The organism is Luteibacter sp. RCC_6_2 (assembly GCF_041360655.1).
Lineage (GTDB): Bacteria > Pseudomonadota > Gammaproteobacteria > Xanthomonadales > Rhodanobacteraceae > Luteibacter.
In genome coordinates this window covers 105584-125461 of sequence record NZ_JBFUPQ010000013.1, presented here as the reverse complement: position 1 = coordinate 125461, position 19878 = coordinate 105584, and the positions used below count along the sequence as shown (strand labels likewise).

Sequence of the window (19878 nt, the reverse complement as noted above, 5' to 3'; positions counted from 1 at the left end):
TGGTTCCCTTTCGACCAAGGCCCTCCGGGGCCTTTCTCCGACCCTCTGGCGTAAACGTTTACACAGCTAGGACCCGCGTCATGCAAGCCAAAACGATAAAGCGACTCTCCCTCGCCCTCGGTGTCGTCCTCGGTGTCGTCCTCGCCATGGCCGCGCCGCTGGCCATGGCGGAAAAGGAAACGCCCAAGCCGAAGCGCGTAACCGCGGTGGCGATCAAGGACGTCCATCCCGTGCCGCCGATGATCGCGGATCTGGAAAAGCGCACCTTCCAGTGGTTCTGGGACAGTGCGAATCCGTCCAACGGCCTCATTCCCGACCACTATCCGACCAACTCCTTCGCATCGATCGCCTCGGTGGGCTTCGGCCTCACCGCATACGGCGTCGGCGTGGAGCGTGGCTACATCACGCGCGAGCAGGCGGTCGACCGCACGCTGGCCACGTTGCGCTTCTTCCACGATGCGCCGCAGAACGATTCCGAAGACGACGCCACCGGCTACCACGGCTTCTTCTATCACTTCCTCAACATGGAAACCGGCAAGCGCCATGATCGCTGGGTGGAAGTGTCCACCGTCGACACGACGCTGTTGCTCGGCGGCGTGCTGTTCGCACAGAGCTACTACGACCGCGACGATGCGAAGGAAAAGGAAATCCGTGGCCTCGCCGACGATATCTACCGTCGCGTGGAATGGACCTGGGCGCAGAACCACAAGCCGTTGATCAGCATGGGCTGGACGCCGGGCGGCAAGCAGATTCCGCACGACTGGGCCGGTTACAACGAAGGCATGCTCGTTTACATCATGGCGCTCGGCTCGCCCACCCACCCGGTGGGCGACGACGCCTGGGCCGCCTGGACGAAGACCTACGACAAGACCTGGGGCGAGTTCCACGGCCAGACCTTCCTCAACTTCGCGCCGCTGTTCGGGCACCAGTACAGCCACACCTGGGTGGACTTCCGCGGCATTCGCGACGCATGGAGCCGGACGCACGACATCGACTACTTCGAGAACAGCCGCCGCGCCGCGTATTCTCAGCAGGCCTATGCGGTGGCCAATCCCGGGGGCTGGACCGGCTATGGCAAGAACGTATGGGGCCTCACCGCCAGCAACGGTCCGGGCGGCCTGATCGTGAAGCAGGGCGACAAGGAGCGCACCTTCTCCGGCTACACCGCTCGCGGCGCCGGCCTCGACTACATCTCCGACGACGGCACCATCGTACCGACCGCCGCGGGCGGTTCCATCGCCTTCGCGCCGGAGATCGCGATTCCCGCGCTGGAGGAGATGAAGAAGAAGTACGGCCAGTACATCTATACGAAGTACGGTTTCGTCGACGCCTTCAACCTCAGCTTCCACACGCAGACCGAACTGCGCACGGGCAGGTTGATCCCGGGCTTCGGCTGGGCCGACACGGTGCATCTGGGCATCGATCAGGGACCGATCGTGCTGATGATCGAGAACTACCGTAGCGAGTTCGTCTGGAACGTGATGAAGAAGAATCCGTACATCCGCAAGGGCCTCGAACGCGCCGGCTTCACCGGCGGCTGGCTCGATGCCGATACGGCAGCCAACCTATGGTGAAGCGCGTGGCGCGCGTCCTGCGCATAACCCTGGCATGGGCGCTTGCCGCTGCCGGGGTCGCCGGCTGCGCGAAGCAGGAAGAGGGCACGCGGACCTTGCAGTTCTGGACGATCGGTCGCGAAGGCGAGGCCGTGGCGAAGCTGCTGCCCGCGTTCGAGGCCGAACATCCGGGGCTGCACGTCGAAATACAGCAGCTGCCGCTCACGGCTGCGCACCAGAAGCTGCTCACCGCGTACGCGGGCGACTCGACACCGGACATCACGCAGCTCGGTAACACGTGGATTCCGGAGATGGTGGCGCTTGGCGCACTCGAACCGCTCGATGCGCGTGTCGCCGGCTCGAAGGTCGTCGACCGCGACGATTACTTTCCCGCCATCTGGTCGACCAATGTCATCGACGGCACGCTCTACGGCGTGCCCTGGTACGTGGATACCCGCCTGCTTTTCTACCGCAAGGACCTGCTCGCGAAGGTGGGTTACGACCACCCGCCACGCGACTGGAACGAATGGCAGGCGATGATGGCCCGGCTGGCCCAGCCGCAAGGCAAGGCCTATGGGGTGTTGTTGCCCACCAATGAATTCGAGCAACTGCTGGCGCTGGCCTTGCAGCAGGACGATCCGCTGCTGCGCGACGGCGGACGCTACGGCAACTTCCGCAGCCCCGGGTTCAAGAAGGCCCTGGCCTTCTACGTTTCGATGTTCAAGGACCAGCAGGCGCCGATGATGACCAACGTCGGCATCGGCAACCCCTGGGCCGCGTTCGGCCAGGGCTTCTATGCGTTCTATCTTTCCGGTCCCTGGAACATCGGCGAGTTCCGCAAGCGCCTGCCGCCCGAGCAACAGGGCGAGTGGGGCACGGTGGCGCTGCCCGGCCCGAACGGTCCGGGCGCGTCGAACGCGGGCGGCTCCAGCCTGGTGATCTACCGGGCGTCGAAGCACAAGGACGATGCCTGGGCGCTCATCGAGTTCCTGTCCCGTCCGGCGATCCAGGCACGGTTTTATGAAATCCTGGGCGACATGCCGCCACGCCGTTCCTCGTGGCTGGCGCCGGCACTGAAGGACGACGACAAGGCCACGGCGTTCCGCGACCAGTTGGAACGCGTGAAGCCCACGCCGCCCGTCGCCGAATGGGAACGCATCGTCACCGAGATGCAGCTGGTCGCGGCACAGGCCGCGCACGGCGATCTCACGATCGACCAGGCCGCCGAGGAGATCGACCGGCGCGCCGACCGTCTCCTGGAAAAACGCCGCTGGATGCTGGACCACGGCCACAAGGCAACACCATGAATACCACCCGTGCCGCCTGGCTCTTCGTTACCCCCGCGCTGATCATCCTCGGGCTGTTCTTCCTGTTGCCGGTCGTCGCGGCATTGGTCCTGTCCGTCACCGATTACGATCTCTACGCGCTGGCGGACATCCGCAACCTGCGTTTCGTCGCCCTGCAGAACTACTGGTCGCTGCTGCAGCGTCCGCTGTTCTGGTCGGCGTTGGGCCATACCGTGTATTTCGTGGTGGTGGGCGTGCCGTTGTCGCTGATCGCCTCGCTGGGCGCGGCGATGCTGCTCAATTCACCCCTGGCCCGCTTCAAACCGTTCTTCCGTACCGCGCTCTTCGCACCCGTGGTCACGACGGTGGTGGCCGTCGCGGTGATCTGGCGATATCTGTTCAACACCAAGTACGGCCTGATCAACTACGTGCTCGACTCCATCGGCATGCCCACCGTGGACTGGCTCGGCGATCCGCACTGGGCGATGCCCACCATCATCCTCTTCGCCGTGTGGAAGAACTTCGGCTACAACATGATCATCTTCATGGCCGGCTTGCAGGCGATTCCCGGGGACCTGTACGAAGCCGCGCGCATCGACGGCGCCTCGGCCATCGCGCAATTCCGCCACATCACGCTGCCGATGCTGAAGCCCACGATGGTGATGGTCGGCATCCTCACCGTCTCCGGCTACTTCCAGTTGTTCGCCGAACCCTACGTGATGACAGAAGGCGGGCCGCTGCAAAGCACGACCTCGGTGCTGTACCTGATGTATGAGGAAGGCTTCAAGTGGTGGAACCTCGGCTCGGCTTCGGCGGTGGCCTTCATCCTGTTCGTGATCATGTTCGTGGTCACCGCCGCGATGCTTCGCCTGTCGAAACGGGGAGAAGCGGCATGAGCCCACGCATGGCGAAAGCCCTCATCAACGGTCTGCTGATCGGTGGCGCCGCGATCGCCATCGCGCCGCTGCTGTACATGGTCTCGGTATCGTTCATGCCGCAGGGACAGGCGAGTTCGCTACCGCCGCCCGTGCTGCCGACCCACGCCACGCTGGACAACTATCGCCAGCTCTTCCTCAACGCCGGCATGGGCCGCTACCTGTTCAACAGCCTGCTGATATCCACGGCGATCACGGTGATCTCGCTCGCCTTCAACCTGATGGCCGGCTATGCCTTCGCCAAACTGGAATTCAAGGGGCGCCAGCGTCTCTTCCAGGTCTTGCTCGGTGCGCTGGTGATCCCCGCGCAGGTGGCGATGCTGCCGTTGTTCCTGCTGCTGAAGTACATGGGCCTGGTGAACACCTATGGCGCGGTGATCGTTCCCGCGCTGGCGACGATCTTCGGCATCTTCCTCGTCCGCCAGTACGCCAGCGGCATTCCGGACGACCTGATGGAAGCCGCGCGCATCGACGGGGCAGGCGAGTTCCGCATCTTCGCCACCATCGTGATGCCCTTGCTCAAGCCGATCATGGTCACGCTCGCGATCTTCACCTTCCTCGCCGCGTGGAACGACTTCATGTGGCCGTTGATCGCGCTGACCGGACAGGAGCATTACACCCTGCCCATCGCACTGGCGTCGCTATCGCGAGAACATGTGCAGGACAGCGAGCTGATGATGGCCGGCTCGGTCGTGACCATCCTGCCGGTGCTGGTGTTGTTCCTCGCCTTGCAGCGCTACTACCTGGAAGGCCTGCTGCTGGGTAGCGTCAAGGGTTGAGCATGATGCAGAACCATACTGATGATGCCTCTCCCATGTGCGTCACCCTGGCGGGGACCTCACTTGTGGGAGCCGCTTCAGCGGCGATCCCGCGGCAGCGGGCCAGCCTCGGACAAGCACCCATCGCCGCTGAAGCGGCTCCCACGAGAGCGATGGCGGCGGCTCTTCTGGGGCTGCGCCGGAGCTTGTCCGCACTATTCATCGCTGGCGTCTCCGTTGCTGCTCCCGCGACAGCGTCGGCATCTTCAGCCCCCAAGGTGCTCGACAACTTCGATTCGACCAATGGCTGGCAAGCGACCCACACCGACGACGTCTCCGCCACGCTTCGCGCTATGCCCGGAACGACCGGCCAAGCGATTTGCCTCGACTACGATTTCAACGGGGTATCGGGCGCGGCGTCCATTCGCAAGACGCTGCCCGTCGATTTTCCCGACGGTTTCGCACTGAGCTTCGACGTGCGCGGAACCATGCCGCCGAACACCTTGCAACTCAAGCTGATCGACGACAGCGGCGACAACGTGTGGTGGTTCCAGAAACCGTCCTTCGTCCCGCGCGATGCCTGGCAGACGATCGAAGCCACGAGCCGCCAGGTCGAATTCGCCTGGGGGCCGGTGAAGGACCGCACGCTGCGACATACGCGCGACGTGGAATTCATGATCTACGCCGAGGCGCAGCCCAAAGCCAACAAGTCTTCAGCCAGCGGCACCCCTGTGGGAGCCGCTTCAGCGGCGATCCCGCGGCAGCGGGCCAGCCTGGGGCAAGCACCCATCGCCGCTGAAGCGGCTCCCACAACAGCTTTCACAACGGGCCCCGTGGCGCCTGGTGCCAACAAGGGTGAGGTTTGCTTCGACAACCTTCGCCTCGTCGCACGCAAACCCGAAGCCGTGCCCGTTCCACCGCCCACGCCCAATGCCGTCTTCGAAGCGCGGGCGAAGCAGGTACGCCGTGGCCTCTATCCGCGCGGCTTCTCCGGCGAACAGTCCTACTGGACCATCGTCGGCGTGGATGGCGGCAGTCGCGACTCCGCGCTGATCTCCGAGGACGGCGCCGTCGAGGTCGTGCGCGGCGGCTTCTCGATCGAGCCGTTCCTGATCGATGGCCGCAAGCTCATCACCTGGGCCGATGTGAAGACGAGCCAGTCGCTACGCGATGGTTATCTTCCCATCCCTTCCGTTCGCTGGCAGGCAAGCGAACTCGCGCTGACGACCACCGCCTTCGCCCAGGGCCCGGCGGGTGCGTCGCAGCTGGTGGTGGGCTATCGCGTGGAGAATGGCGGCGACACGGCCCGCGATGTCACGCTGGCCCTGGCGGCGCGGCCTTCCAGGTCAATCCGCCCACGCAGTTCCTCAACGCACCCGGTGGCATCAGCCGTGTCGACGATCTCGCATGGGACGGCAGGACACTTACCGTCAATGGCGCACGCAAGGTGATTCCCCTGCAGGCGACGACCGACTTCGTCGCCAGCACGAATGAGCCGACGACCCTGAGCGAACGCCTGGATGCGGGTGAACGGCCATCGACGAAAGAACTGCATGACGACGGCGGCTTCGCCCAAGGTGCGTTGCTTTATGACCTGCACGTGCCCGCGCATGGCCACGTGGATCTCGGCGTCGTCGTTCCGGTGAAGCCGGACGACGTTGTCGCGATACCGAACGATGGTGGCCGTTGGCTCGCCGATCATGCCGATGCGGTCGCGGCTTCGTGGCGCGCCAAGCTGGATCGTGTGACGGTCACCGTACCCGGCGAGGCACGGCCGATCGTCGACACGATGAAGAGCGGTATCGCGCAGATCCTGATGTCACGCGACGGTCCCGCCTTGCAGCCCGGTACGCGTTCCTATTCGCGGACATGGGTTCGCGATGGCGCCATGATGCTCGAGGGCTTGTTGCGTACCGGCCATGAGGACGTCGCCTCTGAATTCATCCGCTGGTACGCGCCACATCAGTTCTCCGACGGCAAGGTGCCGTGCTGCGTCGACGCACGCGGCTCCGATCCCGTTCCCGAGAACGACAGCCACGGCGAACTGATCTTCAGCGTCGCGGAGCTCTGGCGCTACACGCACGATCGCGCGACGGTGGAGGCGTTGTATCCGCACGTACGCAAGGCCGTGGCTTATATGGATCGACTCCGTGCGAGCGAGCGCGTGCCGTCGCGACGGGATGGACCGGACCGCGCTCTTTACGGCCTGATGCCCGCATCGATCAGCCACGAGGGCTATTCGACCAAGCCGATGCATTCGTACTGGGACGATTTCTGGGCGCTCAAGGGCTACGACGATGCCGTCGAACTCGCGCAGGCACTTCACCAGCCGGACGACGCGAAGCGTTTCGTCGCGTCGCGCGACCAGTTCCGTGGCGACGTGCATGCGTCCATCGCGGCGGCGGTGAAAGCCAAAGGCATCGACTTCATTCCCGGCTCGGCCGAACTGGGTGATTTCGACGCGACCTCGACCACCATCGCACTGTCGCCGGGAGGCGAGCAGTCGCGGTTGCCGAAGGCCTTGCTCGACAACACCTTCGAGAAATACTGGCGCGGCTTCGTCGCGCGCCGCGATGGAAAGACCGCGTGGAAAGACTACACGCCGTACGAACTGCGCACGATCGCCAGCTTCATCCGGCTCGGCTGGCGCGACCGGCTCGATGAACTCGTCGCCTTCTTCTTTGCCGATCGTCGGCCCGCCGCATGGAACCAATGGGCCGAAGTGGTCGGTCGCGATCCGCGTGAACCGCGTTTCGTGGGCGACATGCCGCATGCGTGGATCGCCTCCGACTACGTGCGCTCGGCGCTGGACATGTTCGCCTACGACCGCGAGTCCGATGATGCGCTGGTGATTGCCGCCGGCGTGCAGCCAGGCTGGCTGGAAGGCGAGGGCATTGCGGTCCGCGACCTGCGCACGCCTTACGGGTGCTTCGGTTACACGCTGAAGGCGAAAGGCGGAGAAGCGGTGCTGGAGATCACGCAGCCGGTGGACGTGCCGGGCGGAGTCGTTCTTTCGTTGCCGTCGGGCGAGGTGAAAGTTCCGGCCGGGGCGAAGCACTTGCGGACCAGGCTATAGCTTCTAAAGCCCCGGTTAGCCGCTTCACCATGGGAGCCGCTTCTCTTGTGGGAGCCGCTTCAGCGGCGATGGGGGCTTGCCTCGAACTGGCCCGCTGCCGCGGGATCGCCGACAAGTCGGCTCCCACCAGGTGACGCCTAGTGCGTGGCGACGCGGGTGCGCAAAAGCGCATCGACCGCCTGTTGCCACTCGGCCGAGCCCGGCGATGCCTGTGGGGCTTCCTGTCCGAGTTTCGTGTTCACCGCCCGGTTCCACTCGTCGGAACCCGGCGTGGGCCCGTGTCCGTCGTCACTGACCGCCAGCGTCTTGTCGACCCAGGCCAGCCATTCAGGCGAGCCGAGCGCCGGGTTTGCCGGTGCCGTCTTGCCCGGAGCCGGCGACGCGGCCGTCACGGCCGCCGCGGGCGATGCCTCGGGGGCGGGGGGTTCGGAATGCGAGCACGCCGCGATGATGAACGCGGCGGTCAACGGTATGACGGTGAGCAGAAAGCGCATGTGCAATGAAATCCTCGCGACGCGTATGGGTGCGATCCTACGAACCCTTCCCCGTCCGGCGCCTAAACGCCCCGGGGAACTTGTTGAATCCGTTCAGCTTCGCGCTGCGACTTCGTCGATATGTCGGAGCAAGTCGGCCGGGTCCTCGAACACGCGGTAGGCGCCCGCCCGCTCGAGTTCGTTCTCTCCGTAACCTCCGGAGAGCAAGCCAATGCCGAGTGCCCTGGCCCGCTGGGCGGCGAGCATATCCCAGATCGCGTCGCCAATGACCATGGCGTCCCGGATATCCGTCCCCAATCGCTCGGCCGCGGTGACGAAGAGATCCGGATCGGGCTTCGCGTGGCGAACCTGGTCGCGGGTCACCACCGGTATCTTGTTGGGGTCGACGCCGAGGGCCGCGATATTGTGCGCCGCGGTCTCCATGCGCCCGCTGGTGGCGATGGCCCAGGGAATCTTCGCGTCCGTGAGCCATGCCAGCAGTTCGACCGCGCCGGGCAACGGCTTCACCGCACCGGCCTCGGCCAGCCTGCCGTAGGCGGCGGCATGATTGCGGCGCAGGCGGTCGATCCGGTCCGGCGTGATCTCGGTCCGCGTCTCGCGCAGCAGGATGTCGGTGAACAAGCCCCCGCTCATGCCGATCTTGCGGTGGATTCGCCACACGGAGAGGTCGATCCCCTCCATGTCGAGCGATTCCTTCCATGCGAGGACATGCTGGTAGACGCTGTCGACGAGGGTACCGTCGAGATCGAAGAGGAAGGCATGCTTTTGTCTGGACATGCCCGGCAGGGTACGGCGGCAAGGGTGAACCTGACAACCGCCGCCTCCCCGTTACGTTGTTCTCACGTCAGAACTTTCCCGCGCGGAAGTCGGCGATCGCCTCGTGGATCTGCGCGGGCGTGTTCATGACGAAGGGACCGTAACGCGCCACCGGCTCGGCGAGCGGACGGCCCGCGACGAACAGGACCCGGGCATGGCCTTCCGCGGCGAAGCTGACCTTGTCGCCTTTCGAAAGCACGGCCAACTCGCTGCGCGCCAACGTCTCGCCGGCCACGGTCGCCGCCGTGCCATCGAAGACGTAGGCGAACGCGCTATGGCCTTCCGGCACGTCGAGTTCCAGACGGGCCCCCGCATCGAGCGCGATGTCGAGATAGATCGGGTCGGTGCTGACGCCGGCGACCGGGCCTTTCTCACCGGCGAGTTCGCCCGCGACGACGCGTACGGTCACGCCTTCGGCGGGCTGCACGACCGGGATCTCCGTGGGTGCGATGTCCTGGTAGCGCGGCGCCACCATCTTGTCGGCGGCGGGCAGGTTCACCCACAACTGGAATCCCCACATCAGGCCTTCTTCCTGCTGCGGCATTTCCGAATGCAGGATGCCGCGTCCGGCCGTCATCCACTGGACGCTGCCAGGGCCGAGGTCACCGCGATTACCGTGGTTGTCGCCATGCTGCATGCGACCGGCGAGCATGTAGGTCACCGTCTCGAAACCGCGATGGGGATGCTCGGGGAAACCTTCGATGTAGTCACCGGCCTGGTCCGAACGGAATTCGTCGAGCAGCAGGAACGGGTCCAGCATGTCGAGGGCGGGCTGGCCGATGACGCGCTTGAGCTTCACGCCCGCGCCGTCGGCGGTATCCATGCCGCGAACGCGGCGGGTGATGTGGCGATGGGTCATGGCTGGCTCCTTGGTTGTCGCCAAGATGCCGGTTGCGGCGCCCGCCGCCAAGGTGCGCGGCGTGAACGATGCGTTTCGCGAAACGGGCGCCTCAGTGCACCCAATGGCCCGAACGCTGCCTCGGCGGGCCGTCCTCGCCTTCCACGCGCGGGCGGGTGAGGGCCTGGAGTTCGGCCTCCGTCGGTGGGGTTTCGCGCCAGTAATCGCCCACGGCGTTGAGCACCTCGGGCAGTTGGCCCAGGCATTCATCGTATTCGTCGTCGGTGAGCTTCTCGAATTCGGCGTCGGCCTGGAGCACACCCTCATCCACCGCCAGCGCCATGATGGGGCCGAGCAGCTGCATCAAGGTCGGGTCCTCCGCGAGCCGCGTTTCCCACAGCTGGGCGCGCATGTCGATGCCGCGGCTGAAACCTTCGCACCAGCCGGCCGCCGACAGCAGCGGACCTTCCTCGGTGTCGATCTCGCCGAGGATGGGCTCGTAGGCATCCACATCGAGTTCCGCGCTGATCGAGTCGTTGAGCTTGGCAAGCAACTCCAGCACCCGGTTGCCTTCGTTTTCGTCTTCGAACGCGTCGTGCAGGACCTCGTGCAGCCACTCCTCGGGTTTCACCTCGAGCGGACCGATCGCCACGGCCGAGAGCAAGCCATGCACGCCATCGAGCATGAGATCGCCGTCGCTACCGTGCGCGCGCAGGTAGGTATCGAGTTCTTCGAGCTCCCGGTCGTCGAGGGAACTCGGCCATTCGGACTTCGGTGTATTCAAAGGTTCAACTCCAACGCGACAGGCGCGTGGTCGGACGGCTGCTCCCACTTGCGTGGCGCCTTGTCGATGATCGACGAGGTCGCGACGGATTTGAGCGCATCGCTGATCAAGATGAGGTCGATCCGCAGTCCCATGTTGCGGCGGAACGCGGCCTGGCGGTAGTCCCACCAGCTGAAGATGCCGGCATCTTCGGTGAAAAGCCGGAAACTGTCATGAAGACCCACATCGAGCAGGGCCTGCAAGGCGGCGCGCTCGGGTGGGGAGCAGAAGATGTCCTCGCCCCAGGCGACCGGGTCGTAGACGTCGCGGTCGTCACGGCAGATGTTGAAGTCGCCGAGCACCACGAGTTTCGGATGCCGGGCGATCTCGGCTTCGAGGAAGTCGCGCACGCGCGCCAGCCAATGCAGCTTGTAGGTGTATTTTTCGTCACCCAGCGCCTTGCCATTGACGACGTAGAGGTTCACCACGCGAACGTCCCCCACGGTCGCGGCGAGGATGCGCCGCTGCGGGTCGTCGAGACCCTCGATGTCCGTCACGACATCGACGATGTCGTCCTTGGCGAGGATGGCGACGCCGTTATAGGTCTTCTGCCCGGAAAACACGGCGCGATAGCCCATGGCCGCGATCTCGTCGACGGGAAACTTGTCGTCGGTGACCTTGGTTTCCTGCAACGCGACGATGTCGGGCTGCGCCTCGGCCAGCCATTGCTGGAGGTGGGGCAGGCGGACCTTGAGGGAGTTGACGTTCCATGACGCGATCTTCATGGCGCCATTGTAAAGGAAGCCGCGCGGCGCCCGGGGCGCCGCGCGGGGGAGCAGGGCTCAGGCCAGGCCGTAGCTTTTCAGCAACGCGTCCGGGCGGGGCTCGCGGCCGCGGAAGGCCTCGAACGATTCCAGCGCCGGCCGGGTGGCCCCCACCGCCAGCACTTCCCTGCGGAAACGCTCGCCCGTGGCGCGGTCGAGCACCCCGGCCTCCTCGAAGGCCTCGAAGGCATCCGCGGAAAGTACCTCCGCCCAGAGGTAGCTGTAGTAACCGGCCGAATATCCCCCGGCGAAGATGTGCGTGAAGGCATGCGGGAAGCGCTGCCAGGCTGGCGGATGGAGCACGGCGACCTCACGGCGTACCTCTTCCAGCACATCGAGCGGGCGGGCACCCAGGGACGGGTCGTATTCCAGGTGCAGGCGGAAGTCGAACAGGGCGAACTCCAGCTGGCGGACGAGGAACAGGCCCGCGTGGAAGTGCCGCGCATCGAGCATGCGCTGGTAGATGTCGTCCGGGAGCGGCTCCCCCGTTTCGTAGTGCCTGGCGAACGAACGCAAGGCTTCCCGGTCCCAGGCGAAGTTCTCCATGAACTGGCTGGGCAATTCCACGGCATCCCATTCCACACCGTCGATGCCGCCGACGGACGGAATATCCACCTCGGTCAGCATGTGATGCAGGCCGTGGCCGAATTCGTGGAACAGGGTCAGCACGTCATCGTGCGTAAGCAAGGCTGGCGCACCGTCGGTGGGCGGCGGGAAATTGCAGGTGAGGAAGGCGATGGGCAACTGGAGGTGATCGCCGTCGCGGAAACGCGAGGCGCACACGTCCATCCACGCGCCACCACGCTTGCCCGAACGGGCGTACAAGTCGAGGTAGGCACCGGCGAAAATCGTGCCGTCGGCGTTCTTCAGGTCGTAGTACTTCACGTCCTTGTGCCAGGTGTCGACATCGTCACGGGGCGCGAAACGGACGCCATAGAGGCGCTCGACCACCATGAAAAGACCCTCGATGGCGGCCGAGGCGGGGAAGTACGGCTTGATCTGTTCCTCGTCGATCGCATAGCGCTGCTGCCGCAGGCGCTCGGCGGCGAAGGCGACGTCCCAGGGCTCGAGGTTGTCGATCTTCAGTTCCCCGGTGGCGAAGCGGCGCAGTTCGTCCAGTTCCTCGCGCGCCACCGGCTTCGCACGGGTCGCGAGGTCACGCAGGAACGAGAGCACGCTGCCGGGCGACGTGGCCATCTTCGTGGCCAGCGATTCCTCGGCCGCGTTGGCGTAGCCCAGCAGCTGGGCCGCCTCGTGCCGCAGCGCGACGATCTTCTCGATGCGCGCCGAGTTGTCGAACTTGCCCTTGTCCGGGCCCTGGTCGGATGCGCGGGTCTGGTAGGCGTAGTAGACCGCCTCACGCAAGTCGCGATTTTCCGCGTAGGTGAGCACGGCCTGCACGCTCGGCTGCTTGAGCGTGACCAGGAAGCCGTCGAGTTTTTCCTCACGCGCATACTCGCGAAGAACGGCACGGCCCGACGCGGGAATGCCGGCCAGGTCGCGCTCGTCGGTGATGTGCTTGTGCCAGGCTTCGCTGGCGTCCAGCACCGCGTTGGAGAATTCGGTCGTGAGCTTGGACAGCTCGACGCCGATTTCACGGAAGCGGCTGCGCGCCGGCTCTTCCAGGGCCACGCCGGACAGGCTGAAATCGCGCAATGCGTGCTCCACCGCGGCACGGCCGGCGACGGGAAGCGCGGCGAAGTCGGACCGATCGGCCACCGCCTGCACGGCGGCGTAGAGATCGCGGTTCTGGCCCACCTCGATACCGTGGTCCGTGAGTTTTTCCTCCGCGGCACCATGCACCTTGCGCAACGCTTCGGAGTCGGCCACCGAATGCAGGTGGCTCACGGGCGCCCAGGCGCGCGCCATGGTCTGGTCGAGGCGCTCCTGGGTGAGCATCACATGCTCGAAGTCCCGGACGCCGTCGGGCGCGGCGATGCGCTGGATGGCGACGCGCTGCTCGGCGATCAAGGCATCGATGGCCGGTTCGACATGTTCCGGACGAATGGCCGAGAAAGCGGGCAAGCCGTTCGGGTCGAGAAGGGGGTTGGTGCTGGTGTCCATCGGGATCTCCTTTCAGGCACCCAGCGTGGTGCCGTGGCCGGCCCAAATCAAGCGGCGGCGCGGCGTGGCGGCCCCGGGCGGGCCGGCGTTGACCTCAAGCGAGGTAATCGTCCTTGAGCCGGACATAGTTGGCCGCCGAGTAGTACAGCTGCTCCACCTGGGAATCGCTGAGCACGCGCACCATTTTTGCCGGATTCCCCAACCACAGCTCGCGTTCGCCCACGACCTTGCCCGGGGGAATCAGCGCGCCGGCACCCACGAATCCGTTCTTCTTCACCACCGCGCCGTCCAGCACGGTGGCGTGCATGCCGATCAGGCAGCCATCCTCGATGGTGCAGGCGTGGATGACCGCGCCGTGGCCGATGGTGACGTCGGCGCCGATGAGCGTGGGGAATCCGCCCGGGCTGTAAGGGCCGTCGTGGGTCACATGGATGATGGCGCCATCCTGCAGGTTGCTGCGGGCACCGATGCGGATGTGGTGCACGTCGCCGCGGGCTACCGCGCCCGGCCAGATCGAGACATCGTCGGCCAGTTCGACGTCACCGATGACGGTGGCGGCGGGATCGACATAGACGCGTGCGCCAAGTCGCGGGAGGATGCCCTTGAAGGGCCGGATGGAAGTGGACATGGCGGAATTGTAGCCGCTCGCGCCATGCCCGCCGGGTTCACATGAACGAGCCGCCCACGATGCGGCCTTCCGCGTCGAGCTTGGGGAAATAGCGGCTGTTGTTCTGGCGCATTTCCCGCGTGGTCATCATGTCCGGCGTCACCAGGATGACGTCGGGATAGGCCGCGCGGAACTGCTCGGGCGTGGGCCGGGTGGCGATGAAGGCATCGAACGCCTTCATGTCGGTGACGAAACCGGCGACCGGTTTGGGCTGGGCCGCCGGGGTGGTCTGGCAGGCGGTCACGGCGGCGCCACCGAGGACGGCCAGGAAGAAGAGGGCGGTAAAGCGATTCATGAGGGCTCCTTGCCTTGCGGAGCCGGGATTATCGCCCCGGCCACCGCCACGTACCATGAACCGGTTAACCGTTACGCCTGCGCATCGCCTCGGCCCTGGCCTCGTCTTCCGCGGTGACCACCTGCTGCTGGGCGTCGAGCTTGGCGCCGAGGATGATCAGCGTGTAGTTGGTGGGGTCGTAGTCGCGGAGCAGGGCGATCTCGCGCCGGGCCTCCTCGAGCTGGCGCCGGTTTATCAGCCGCTCGATCTCCTGCGAGGCGAAGGGCAAGGTTTCACGCAACGCGTCCTGCGCGGTGGCGTTGTCCGGCTGGAGCTGGATGACGCTGAGGTAATACTCGTACGCGTTGTTGCCCTGCGGCGCCACGAGACGGCCTTCGCGGGTGGCGTCGCGGGCGAGCCCCAGGAGGATGTCGACTCCGGTCGTATCCGCGTCGCCCGAACCGGACGATGCGCTGGGGGCGCCATCGGCCGATGAGGCGGATTCGGCATGACGGGCACGCAACGTGGCGAACGCGGCGGCCGTGGCGAGGGCGACGACGACGGCAGCAATGACGATGACCGCGCGGCGGGGAAGCGCGGTCGGGATGAACTTGGGCATGGGGAAGATCCGGGGAACGACCCGCAACCAGGCCGTCCCCCTGTCGGACGACCCCAGCGGGCGCGCCATCTTCCCGCCCGATTGTTGCAAACGCGTGGCGCCCTCTCCGTCCCGCCACGGTGGCATTGCACTATCCGGGCGTCTCCGGTTGGGTTTGAATGCAGCCACCCTCCGGGAAAGGAAAGCGCGCCATGATCCTGTTTCTCGCCTTGCTCATCGGTATCGTCGCGGGCTATCGCGCCATGCTCGCCCCCGCGGCCGTCGCCTTCGCCGCCCGCTTCGGCGATCTGCACCTGACCGGCACACCGCTCGCGTTCATGGGCTATGCCTGGACACCATGGATATTCGGCATCGCCGCCCTCGGTGAGCTGGTCGCCGACAAGCTGCCCACCACCCCCAGCCGCAAGATTCCCTTGCAGTTCGGCACCCGGGTCATCACGGGCGCGCTGAGCGGCGCTTGTGTCGGTGCCACCGACGAGAGCCTCGTCGGTGGCCTGATCGCAGGCATCATCGGTGCGGTACTCGGTACCTACGGCGGTTCGGCGGCCCGCGCGTGGATGGCCGCCAAATTCCACAAGGATCTCCCCGGCGCGGTCATCGAGGACATCGTGACGATCGTGCTGGCCCTCGTCGTGGTCTTCCTCGTCTGACCGGTCAGAACTGCGCGTTGAGGTTCACGAAGTACTGGCGTGGCGCCCCGGCCATCAGGGTCTGGTTATAGCCCTGCGGGTCGGAGGCGACATAGCCGTTGGTGCCGGTCGAAGCGAAGTAGTGCTTGTCGAACAGGTTGGTGACGTTCAGACCGACACTGAGGCCCTTGAACGCCGAGACCGCGCCGAAATCGTATGCGATGCCCGCGTCCGCCACCCAGTAGGAGGGCACGGCGGAGTCGTTGGTATAGGTGATGTAACGGCGGCCGGTGTACTTGCCTTCGAGGTTGGCGCGCCAGCCGTCCATCTCGTAGCTCAGCGAGGTGGAGAACATCGTCTTCGGCACGCCGACGACGTACTTGTCGGCGGTGGGTACCGTACCGGCGTTCTGGTAGTCGTCCTGGTACTGCGACTTGTTGTACGACAGCGAGTTGAGCCAGGTGAATCCGCGCACCGGCTTCCAGATGAAGGCCACGTCCGCGCCACGGCTCTTCACGTCGCCGACGTTGTTCAACGAGGACGCGCAGGTGACGACGGCCGGGCAGGGCGTGGTCACCAGCAGGCGGTTTTCGAAGCGCGTGTAGAACAGGCCGAGCGACGCCTCGAAGGTTTCGCCATGCGCACGGTAACCGACCTGCCAGGTCTGCGACTCCTCGGGCTTCAGGCGGCTCTTCGCCGCATCGAACGCCGACTGCGAGGTGCTGAACGGCGTGATGCCGAAGGCGGACAGGTTCTTCGCATAGGAGCCGTAGATGTCCTGGTTCTCGTCCAGGCGGTAGTCGACGCCCGCCTGCGGCAGGAAGCCCTTGCTCGCCTTCATCTCACCCTGGGCGAACGACGTCGTCGGCACCAGGGACGTCGCATCCGTGGTCACGCGCAGCGACTTCGCGCCGAAGTTCACGGTGAGCCGGTCATCGAGCAAGTGCACGGTGTCTTCCGCGTAAGCCATGCGCGTCTTGGTTTCGTAGTGCTGCAGGAACGCGCGAAGGAACGGCTGCTGGTCGTTGTAGAAGGTGTAGAGCGCGGTGTACTGGCCGTCCAACGTGAAAAAGTTGCGTTCCTGGTTCGTATTGGCGTTCTCGCCCCACACGCCCAGTTCGATGTCGTGGTTGGCCAGGCTGAACTTCAGGGCTGACGTGAGGCCGTAGCGGTCCAGGCCATAGTCGGTGGTGCGCATGGAAAGCGGCACGGTGGGCGACGAGGCCTGGTAAGGCGTGGCCCACTGACCCTCGCCACGATCGGCGTGGTAATAGCCCGTGGCGTCGAGCGTCGCACCGCCGAGGTTGAACGAACCCGACAGGCCCGCCAGACCGTCGCGACGAATGCCGCCGCCGGCGTAATACGTCGCGTCGCCCTTGCCGTAATCGGCCGGCAACGCGTTGAGCAGCGCGGGATATGGGCCCTTGCCGTTGAGCGCGTTGGCGATGCCGACGGCGGTGTTCCAGTCGGGCTGCAGGTAATCCCAGTCCCAGCCCAGCGCGCGCTGGCTGGTCAGGGAGAGGTCCATGTAGTCGTATTCCTTGCGCTTGCTGCCGTCCGCGAACAGGCTGATGCGGTTACCGTCGCCCCACTGGTACACCGCCTTGAGGTTGGCCTGGTTCGATTTCTGGTCGCCGAAACCTTTCCATTTATCCGTGTCGGCATGGGCGAACGACACGTACATGGAGAAGCCGCCATGGTCGCCGCTATCGGCGCGTACATAGGTGCGGCTGGTGGAGTCGGAACCCATGACCTGGTTGAAGCGCACGCCCGGCTTGGCGTCCGGATCGGCGGAGAAGAACTGAACGGTGCCGCCGAGATTGGTGTTGGAGGCCGTGCCCAGGGCACCGGCGCCCTGCGCCAGCTCGACCGTGGCGAGGTTTTCCGACGTGATGGCGCGGGTGACCTGGAGGCCGTCGGTCACGCCGTAGCCCATCGTGCCGAGCGGGATGCCGTCGAGGGTGAAACCCAGGCGGGACTGGTCGAACCCGTGCAGGGTGATCTGCGTGGACCACTCGTAGGCGCCCCAGGGATCGGCCGATTGAAATTGCACGCCGGGCAGCTTGTCCAGCGCCTTGAGGGCGCTGCTGCCCGGGGTCTGCTGGCGCACGATCTCTTCGACGCCGATGCTCTGGATCTGTCGCGTTTCGCCCGGTGCGATCACCGAGATGGCGTCCAGTTGCTTCGGGTTGTCACGAGCGTCCGTCGCGGCGGCGGGGGCCGGAGCCGCCTTGTCGTCGTCACCTGCGGTGGCGTGCGCGAACCCGGCGTGCAGCGACAGGGCGAGTGCGGCGGCGAGGGCGGTACGACGAAAGGAAATGCGAACACGCGTCATCGGGGACGATCCATCGGAGACAAGAGCCCGCGAGACTGTGGCCCGCGCATGTAACCCTGCTTACTCCGGTGTGACGGATGTTTGACTGTCCCCCGAAGCGTGACGAGGTTGGCAACCGTTACGACTGAAACATTTGGACGTCCATCCTTCCGGTGGGTACAGTCGGGCTTCCCGTGCGCGAGCCACCCCTGAGGAGGGTCCGATGCGTTGCCGAAGCCGTTTCCTTTGGTCGCCCGCACTGGCGCTGCTCGCAGCTTGCGCCTCCACGACAACGCCGGTCGCCGTGACGCCACCGGCCGCGCCCATCGCGGTGTCGTGCACGGAAGAAACGTTGAGCGAACAACCGTGCGTCGCCATCGCGCGGCAGAAGTGCAGCGCGCCGACGGTGGACACCATCCAGCTGGTATTGGCGGCACCGGTGGCGACGGCGGATGGCGTGGGAACGAAACAGCGCTACGACTACCGCGCCACGTATAACTGCCCGGTCAGCGTGACGAGCGCGGACGCGCCTTGAGCGCCGCATTGTCGATGAGTCGATGTAACTGCCGGCACGCCGTGGGAAGCCGCGCTTCGTCCACGGTGGCGACCCCGAGCAAAAGGCCTGGGCGGTGGGTGGTGCCGGGACTGAACCACGGCGACAGCGGTACCGGCGCGAGCCCATGCACCCTTGCCTCCCGCGCCACATCGATATCCGGAACATCGTCCGGGAGATACATGACGGCACCCAGGCCGCCGATGTGCGCGCGATAGCCATTCGCTTCCAATGCCGCCTGTAGCGCGTGGCTCTTCGCGGAATAGATGCGCTTCATGCGACGCAGATGCCTCATGTAGTGCCCCTCCCGCATGAAGTCGGCTATCGCATGCTGGACCGCGGGACCCGGCGCCGATCCGAAGCAGAGTGCCGCCTCGGTGAACGAACCCACCAGGCCCGCGGGGGCGACGATGAAGCCGAGCCGCAGCGCCGGGCTGATGGTCTTGCTGAACGACCCCATGTGGATGACGCGACCCTCGCGGTCCAGTGACGCCAGGGCCGGCGCGGCGCGTCGTTCGAGCTGAAGTTCGCCAAGGTAGTCGTCCTCGAGGACCCACGCTCCCGTGCGCGCCGCCCAGGCCAGCAACGCGACCCGCCTGGCCAGGGACAGCGTGGCGCCGAGCGGCGCCTGCTGCCCGGGCGTCACCAGGGCCAGGGCCGCCGCGGGCGCCCGCTCGATGCCTTGGAAGACGTCGATGCCTTCGCCGTCCACGGGCACGGGCACGGGAACCAGCCGGGCGAGTTCGAGCGCCTTGCGGCTCTGGAAGAAGCCCGGATTCTCCATCCATGCCTCCCGCCCTTCGACACCGAGCACCCTCAACGTCATGCCGAGCGCGCCGGCGAAACCGGCGGTGATGAAGACCTGCGAGGGGCGGCATTCGATGCCGCGCGCCAATGCCAGGTGGGCGGCGATCTCGCGCCTGAGTTCGATTTCGCCACGGGGATCGGGGTAGAGCGCGGGCGCGACCGTCTCGGCGCGCGCGGCGTGGGCGCGCAAACGGGCGAGCAGGCTGGCCGGGAAACCGTCGGAGCCCGGCACTCCCATCTGGAACATGGCAGCCCCACCGAACAGGTGCTGGTACAGAGCCGGCGGTGTTTCCGCCTCGCTTTGCGGCGCCACGCCAGCCCGGCTCGCAGGATGATCGGCAACGCGGGTACCACCCGGGCGCGACGAGACGATGACCTGTTCGTCGGCCAGGCGTTCGTAGGCCGCCTTGACCGTACCCCGCGCCACGCCGAGTTGCGCCGCCAGGGCCAGCCATGATGGAAGCCGGGCGCCGGGCGCCAGCGCGCCACTGTCGATCGCCGCCAGCACGCCTGCGCGAATCTGTTCCGTCAGGGTGGTGGGGGCGGAACGGTCGATCCTGATGTGCAGCGCGGAGGTCATGCGCCATGGTACATCCGGATACACGTCT

Annotated in this window: 18 protein-coding genes and 1 pseudogene; 8 read left to right on the top strand and 11 right to left on the bottom strand. The window is 65.9% G+C overall.

Annotated elements, in window-relative coordinates:
• Positions 1 to 80 precede the first annotated feature (80 nt).
• The 6 genes and pseudogenes from AB6730_RS15040 to AB6730_RS15015 all read left to right on the top strand — a co-directional run.
• A complete protein-coding gene (locus AB6730_RS15040) occupies positions 81 to 1574 on the top strand; it encodes a glucoamylase family protein (RefSeq protein ID WP_371024416.1) in 1494 nt (497 codons plus the stop codon).
• A complete protein-coding gene (locus tag AB6730_RS15035) occupies positions 1568 to 2860 on the top strand; it encodes a sugar ABC transporter substrate-binding protein (protein ID WP_371024415.1) in 1293 nt (430 codons plus the stop codon). The genes AB6730_RS15040 and AB6730_RS15035 overlap by 7 nt, the downstream gene beginning before the upstream one ends.
• Positions 2857 to 3735, top strand: coding sequence for a carbohydrate ABC transporter permease (locus AB6730_RS15030; RefSeq protein WP_371024414.1), 879 nt, complete (start codon positions 2857 to 2859; stop codon positions 3733 to 3735). Before AB6730_RS15035 ends, AB6730_RS15030 begins: the two co-directional genes overlap by 4 nt.
• On the top strand, positions 3732 to 4553 hold the full coding sequence (locus AB6730_RS15025) for a carbohydrate ABC transporter permease (protein ID WP_306848624.1): 822 nt from the start codon (positions 3732 to 3734) through the stop codon (positions 4551 to 4553). Before AB6730_RS15030 ends, AB6730_RS15025 begins: the two co-directional genes overlap by 4 nt.
• A 185-nt stretch (positions 4554 to 4738) precedes the next feature.
• Positions 4739 to 5983 (top strand): hypothetical protein, encoded by a 1245-nt coding sequence (locus AB6730_RS15020; RefSeq protein ID WP_371024413.1) that lies wholly within the window; start codon positions 4739 to 4741, stop codon positions 5981 to 5983.
• A 683-nt stretch (positions 5984 to 6666) separates the two neighbouring features.
• Positions 6667 to 7554: pseudogene (locus AB6730_RS15015) on the top strand (hypothetical protein); the annotation flags it as partial.
• Positions 7555 to 7745: 191 nt separating this feature from the next.
• Here the strand turns inward: AB6730_RS15015 and AB6730_RS15010 are convergent.
• From AB6730_RS15010 to AB6730_RS14970, 9 genes are all read right to left on the bottom strand, one after another.
• The gene (locus AB6730_RS15010; protein ID WP_371024412.1) at positions 7746 to 8102 is read right to left on the bottom strand and encodes a hypothetical protein; all 357 of its coding nucleotides are present in this window, start codon (positions 8100 to 8102) and stop codon (positions 7746 to 7748) included.
• Positions 8103 to 8195: 93 nt separating this feature from the next.
• Positions 8196 to 8879 carry an HAD family hydrolase gene (locus AB6730_RS15005; RefSeq protein WP_371024411.1) on the bottom strand — a complete coding sequence of 228 codons (684 nt, stop codon included), beginning with the start codon at positions 8877 to 8879 and terminating at the stop codon, positions 8196 to 8198.
• 67 nt (positions 8880 to 8946) lie between these two features.
• Complete coding sequence (locus AB6730_RS15000) at positions 8947 to 9777, bottom strand: pirin family protein (protein ID WP_371024410.1); 831 nt, start codon at positions 9775 to 9777, stop codon at positions 8947 to 8949.
• Positions 9778 to 9868: 91 nt separating this feature from the next.
• Positions 9869 to 10540, bottom strand: coding sequence for a YecA family protein (locus AB6730_RS14995; protein ID WP_371024409.1), 672 nt, complete (start codon positions 10538 to 10540; stop codon positions 9869 to 9871).
• Positions 10537 to 11304, bottom strand: coding sequence for an exodeoxyribonuclease III (gene xth / locus AB6730_RS14990; protein ID WP_371024408.1), 768 nt, complete (start codon positions 11302 to 11304; stop codon positions 10537 to 10539). Before xth ends, AB6730_RS14995 begins: the two co-directional genes overlap by 4 nt.
• Positions 11305 to 11361: 57 nt before the next feature.
• Positions 11362 to 13407 (bottom strand): M3 family metallopeptidase, encoded by a 2046-nt coding sequence (locus AB6730_RS14985; RefSeq protein WP_371024407.1) that lies wholly within the window; start codon positions 13405 to 13407, stop codon positions 11362 to 11364.
• 94 nt (positions 13408 to 13501) lie between these two features.
• Positions 13502 to 14035, bottom strand: a complete 534-nt coding sequence (locus AB6730_RS14980) for a gamma carbonic anhydrase family protein (protein ID WP_371024406.1) — start codon at positions 14033 to 14035, stop codon at positions 13502 to 13504.
• Positions 14036 to 14072: 37 nt separating this feature from the next.
• Positions 14073 to 14369: a hypothetical protein gene (locus AB6730_RS14975; protein ID WP_371024405.1), complete on the bottom strand. Its 297-nt coding sequence runs from the start codon at positions 14367 to 14369 to the stop codon at positions 14073 to 14075.
• A gap of 64 nt (positions 14370 to 14433) precedes the next feature.
• Positions 14434 to 14967 (bottom strand): energy transducer TonB, encoded by a 534-nt coding sequence (locus tag AB6730_RS14970; protein WP_371024404.1) that lies wholly within the window; start codon positions 14965 to 14967, stop codon positions 14434 to 14436.
• A 191-nt stretch (positions 14968 to 15158) separates the two neighbouring features.
• On the opposite strand from AB6730_RS14970, the gene AB6730_RS14965 reads away from it, so the two are divergent.
• Positions 15159 to 15617, top strand: a complete 459-nt coding sequence (locus AB6730_RS14965; RefSeq protein WP_371024403.1) for a DUF4126 family protein — start codon at positions 15159 to 15161, stop codon at positions 15615 to 15617.
• 4 nt (positions 15618 to 15621) lie between these two features.
• Here the strand turns inward: AB6730_RS14965 and AB6730_RS14960 are convergent, their stop codons facing one another.
• Positions 15622 to 17931 carry a TonB-dependent receptor gene (locus AB6730_RS14960; protein ID WP_371024402.1) on the bottom strand — a complete coding sequence of 770 codons (2310 nt, stop codon included), beginning with the start codon at positions 17929 to 17931 and terminating at the stop codon, positions 15622 to 15624.
• Between the two features lie 202 nt (positions 17932 to 18133).
• On the opposite strand from AB6730_RS14960, the gene AB6730_RS14955 reads away from it, so the two are divergent.
• Positions 18134 to 18445, top strand: coding sequence for a hypothetical protein (locus AB6730_RS14955; RefSeq protein ID WP_371024401.1), 312 nt, complete (start codon positions 18134 to 18136; stop codon positions 18443 to 18445).
• On the opposite strand, the gene AB6730_RS14950 is transcribed toward AB6730_RS14955, so the two are convergent.
• Positions 18417 to 19850, bottom strand: coding sequence for a PLP-dependent aminotransferase family protein (locus AB6730_RS14950; RefSeq protein ID WP_371024400.1), 1434 nt, complete (start codon positions 19848 to 19850; stop codon positions 18417 to 18419). The genes AB6730_RS14955 and AB6730_RS14950 overlap by 29 nt on opposite strands.
• Positions 19851 to 19878 lie beyond the last annotated feature (28 nt).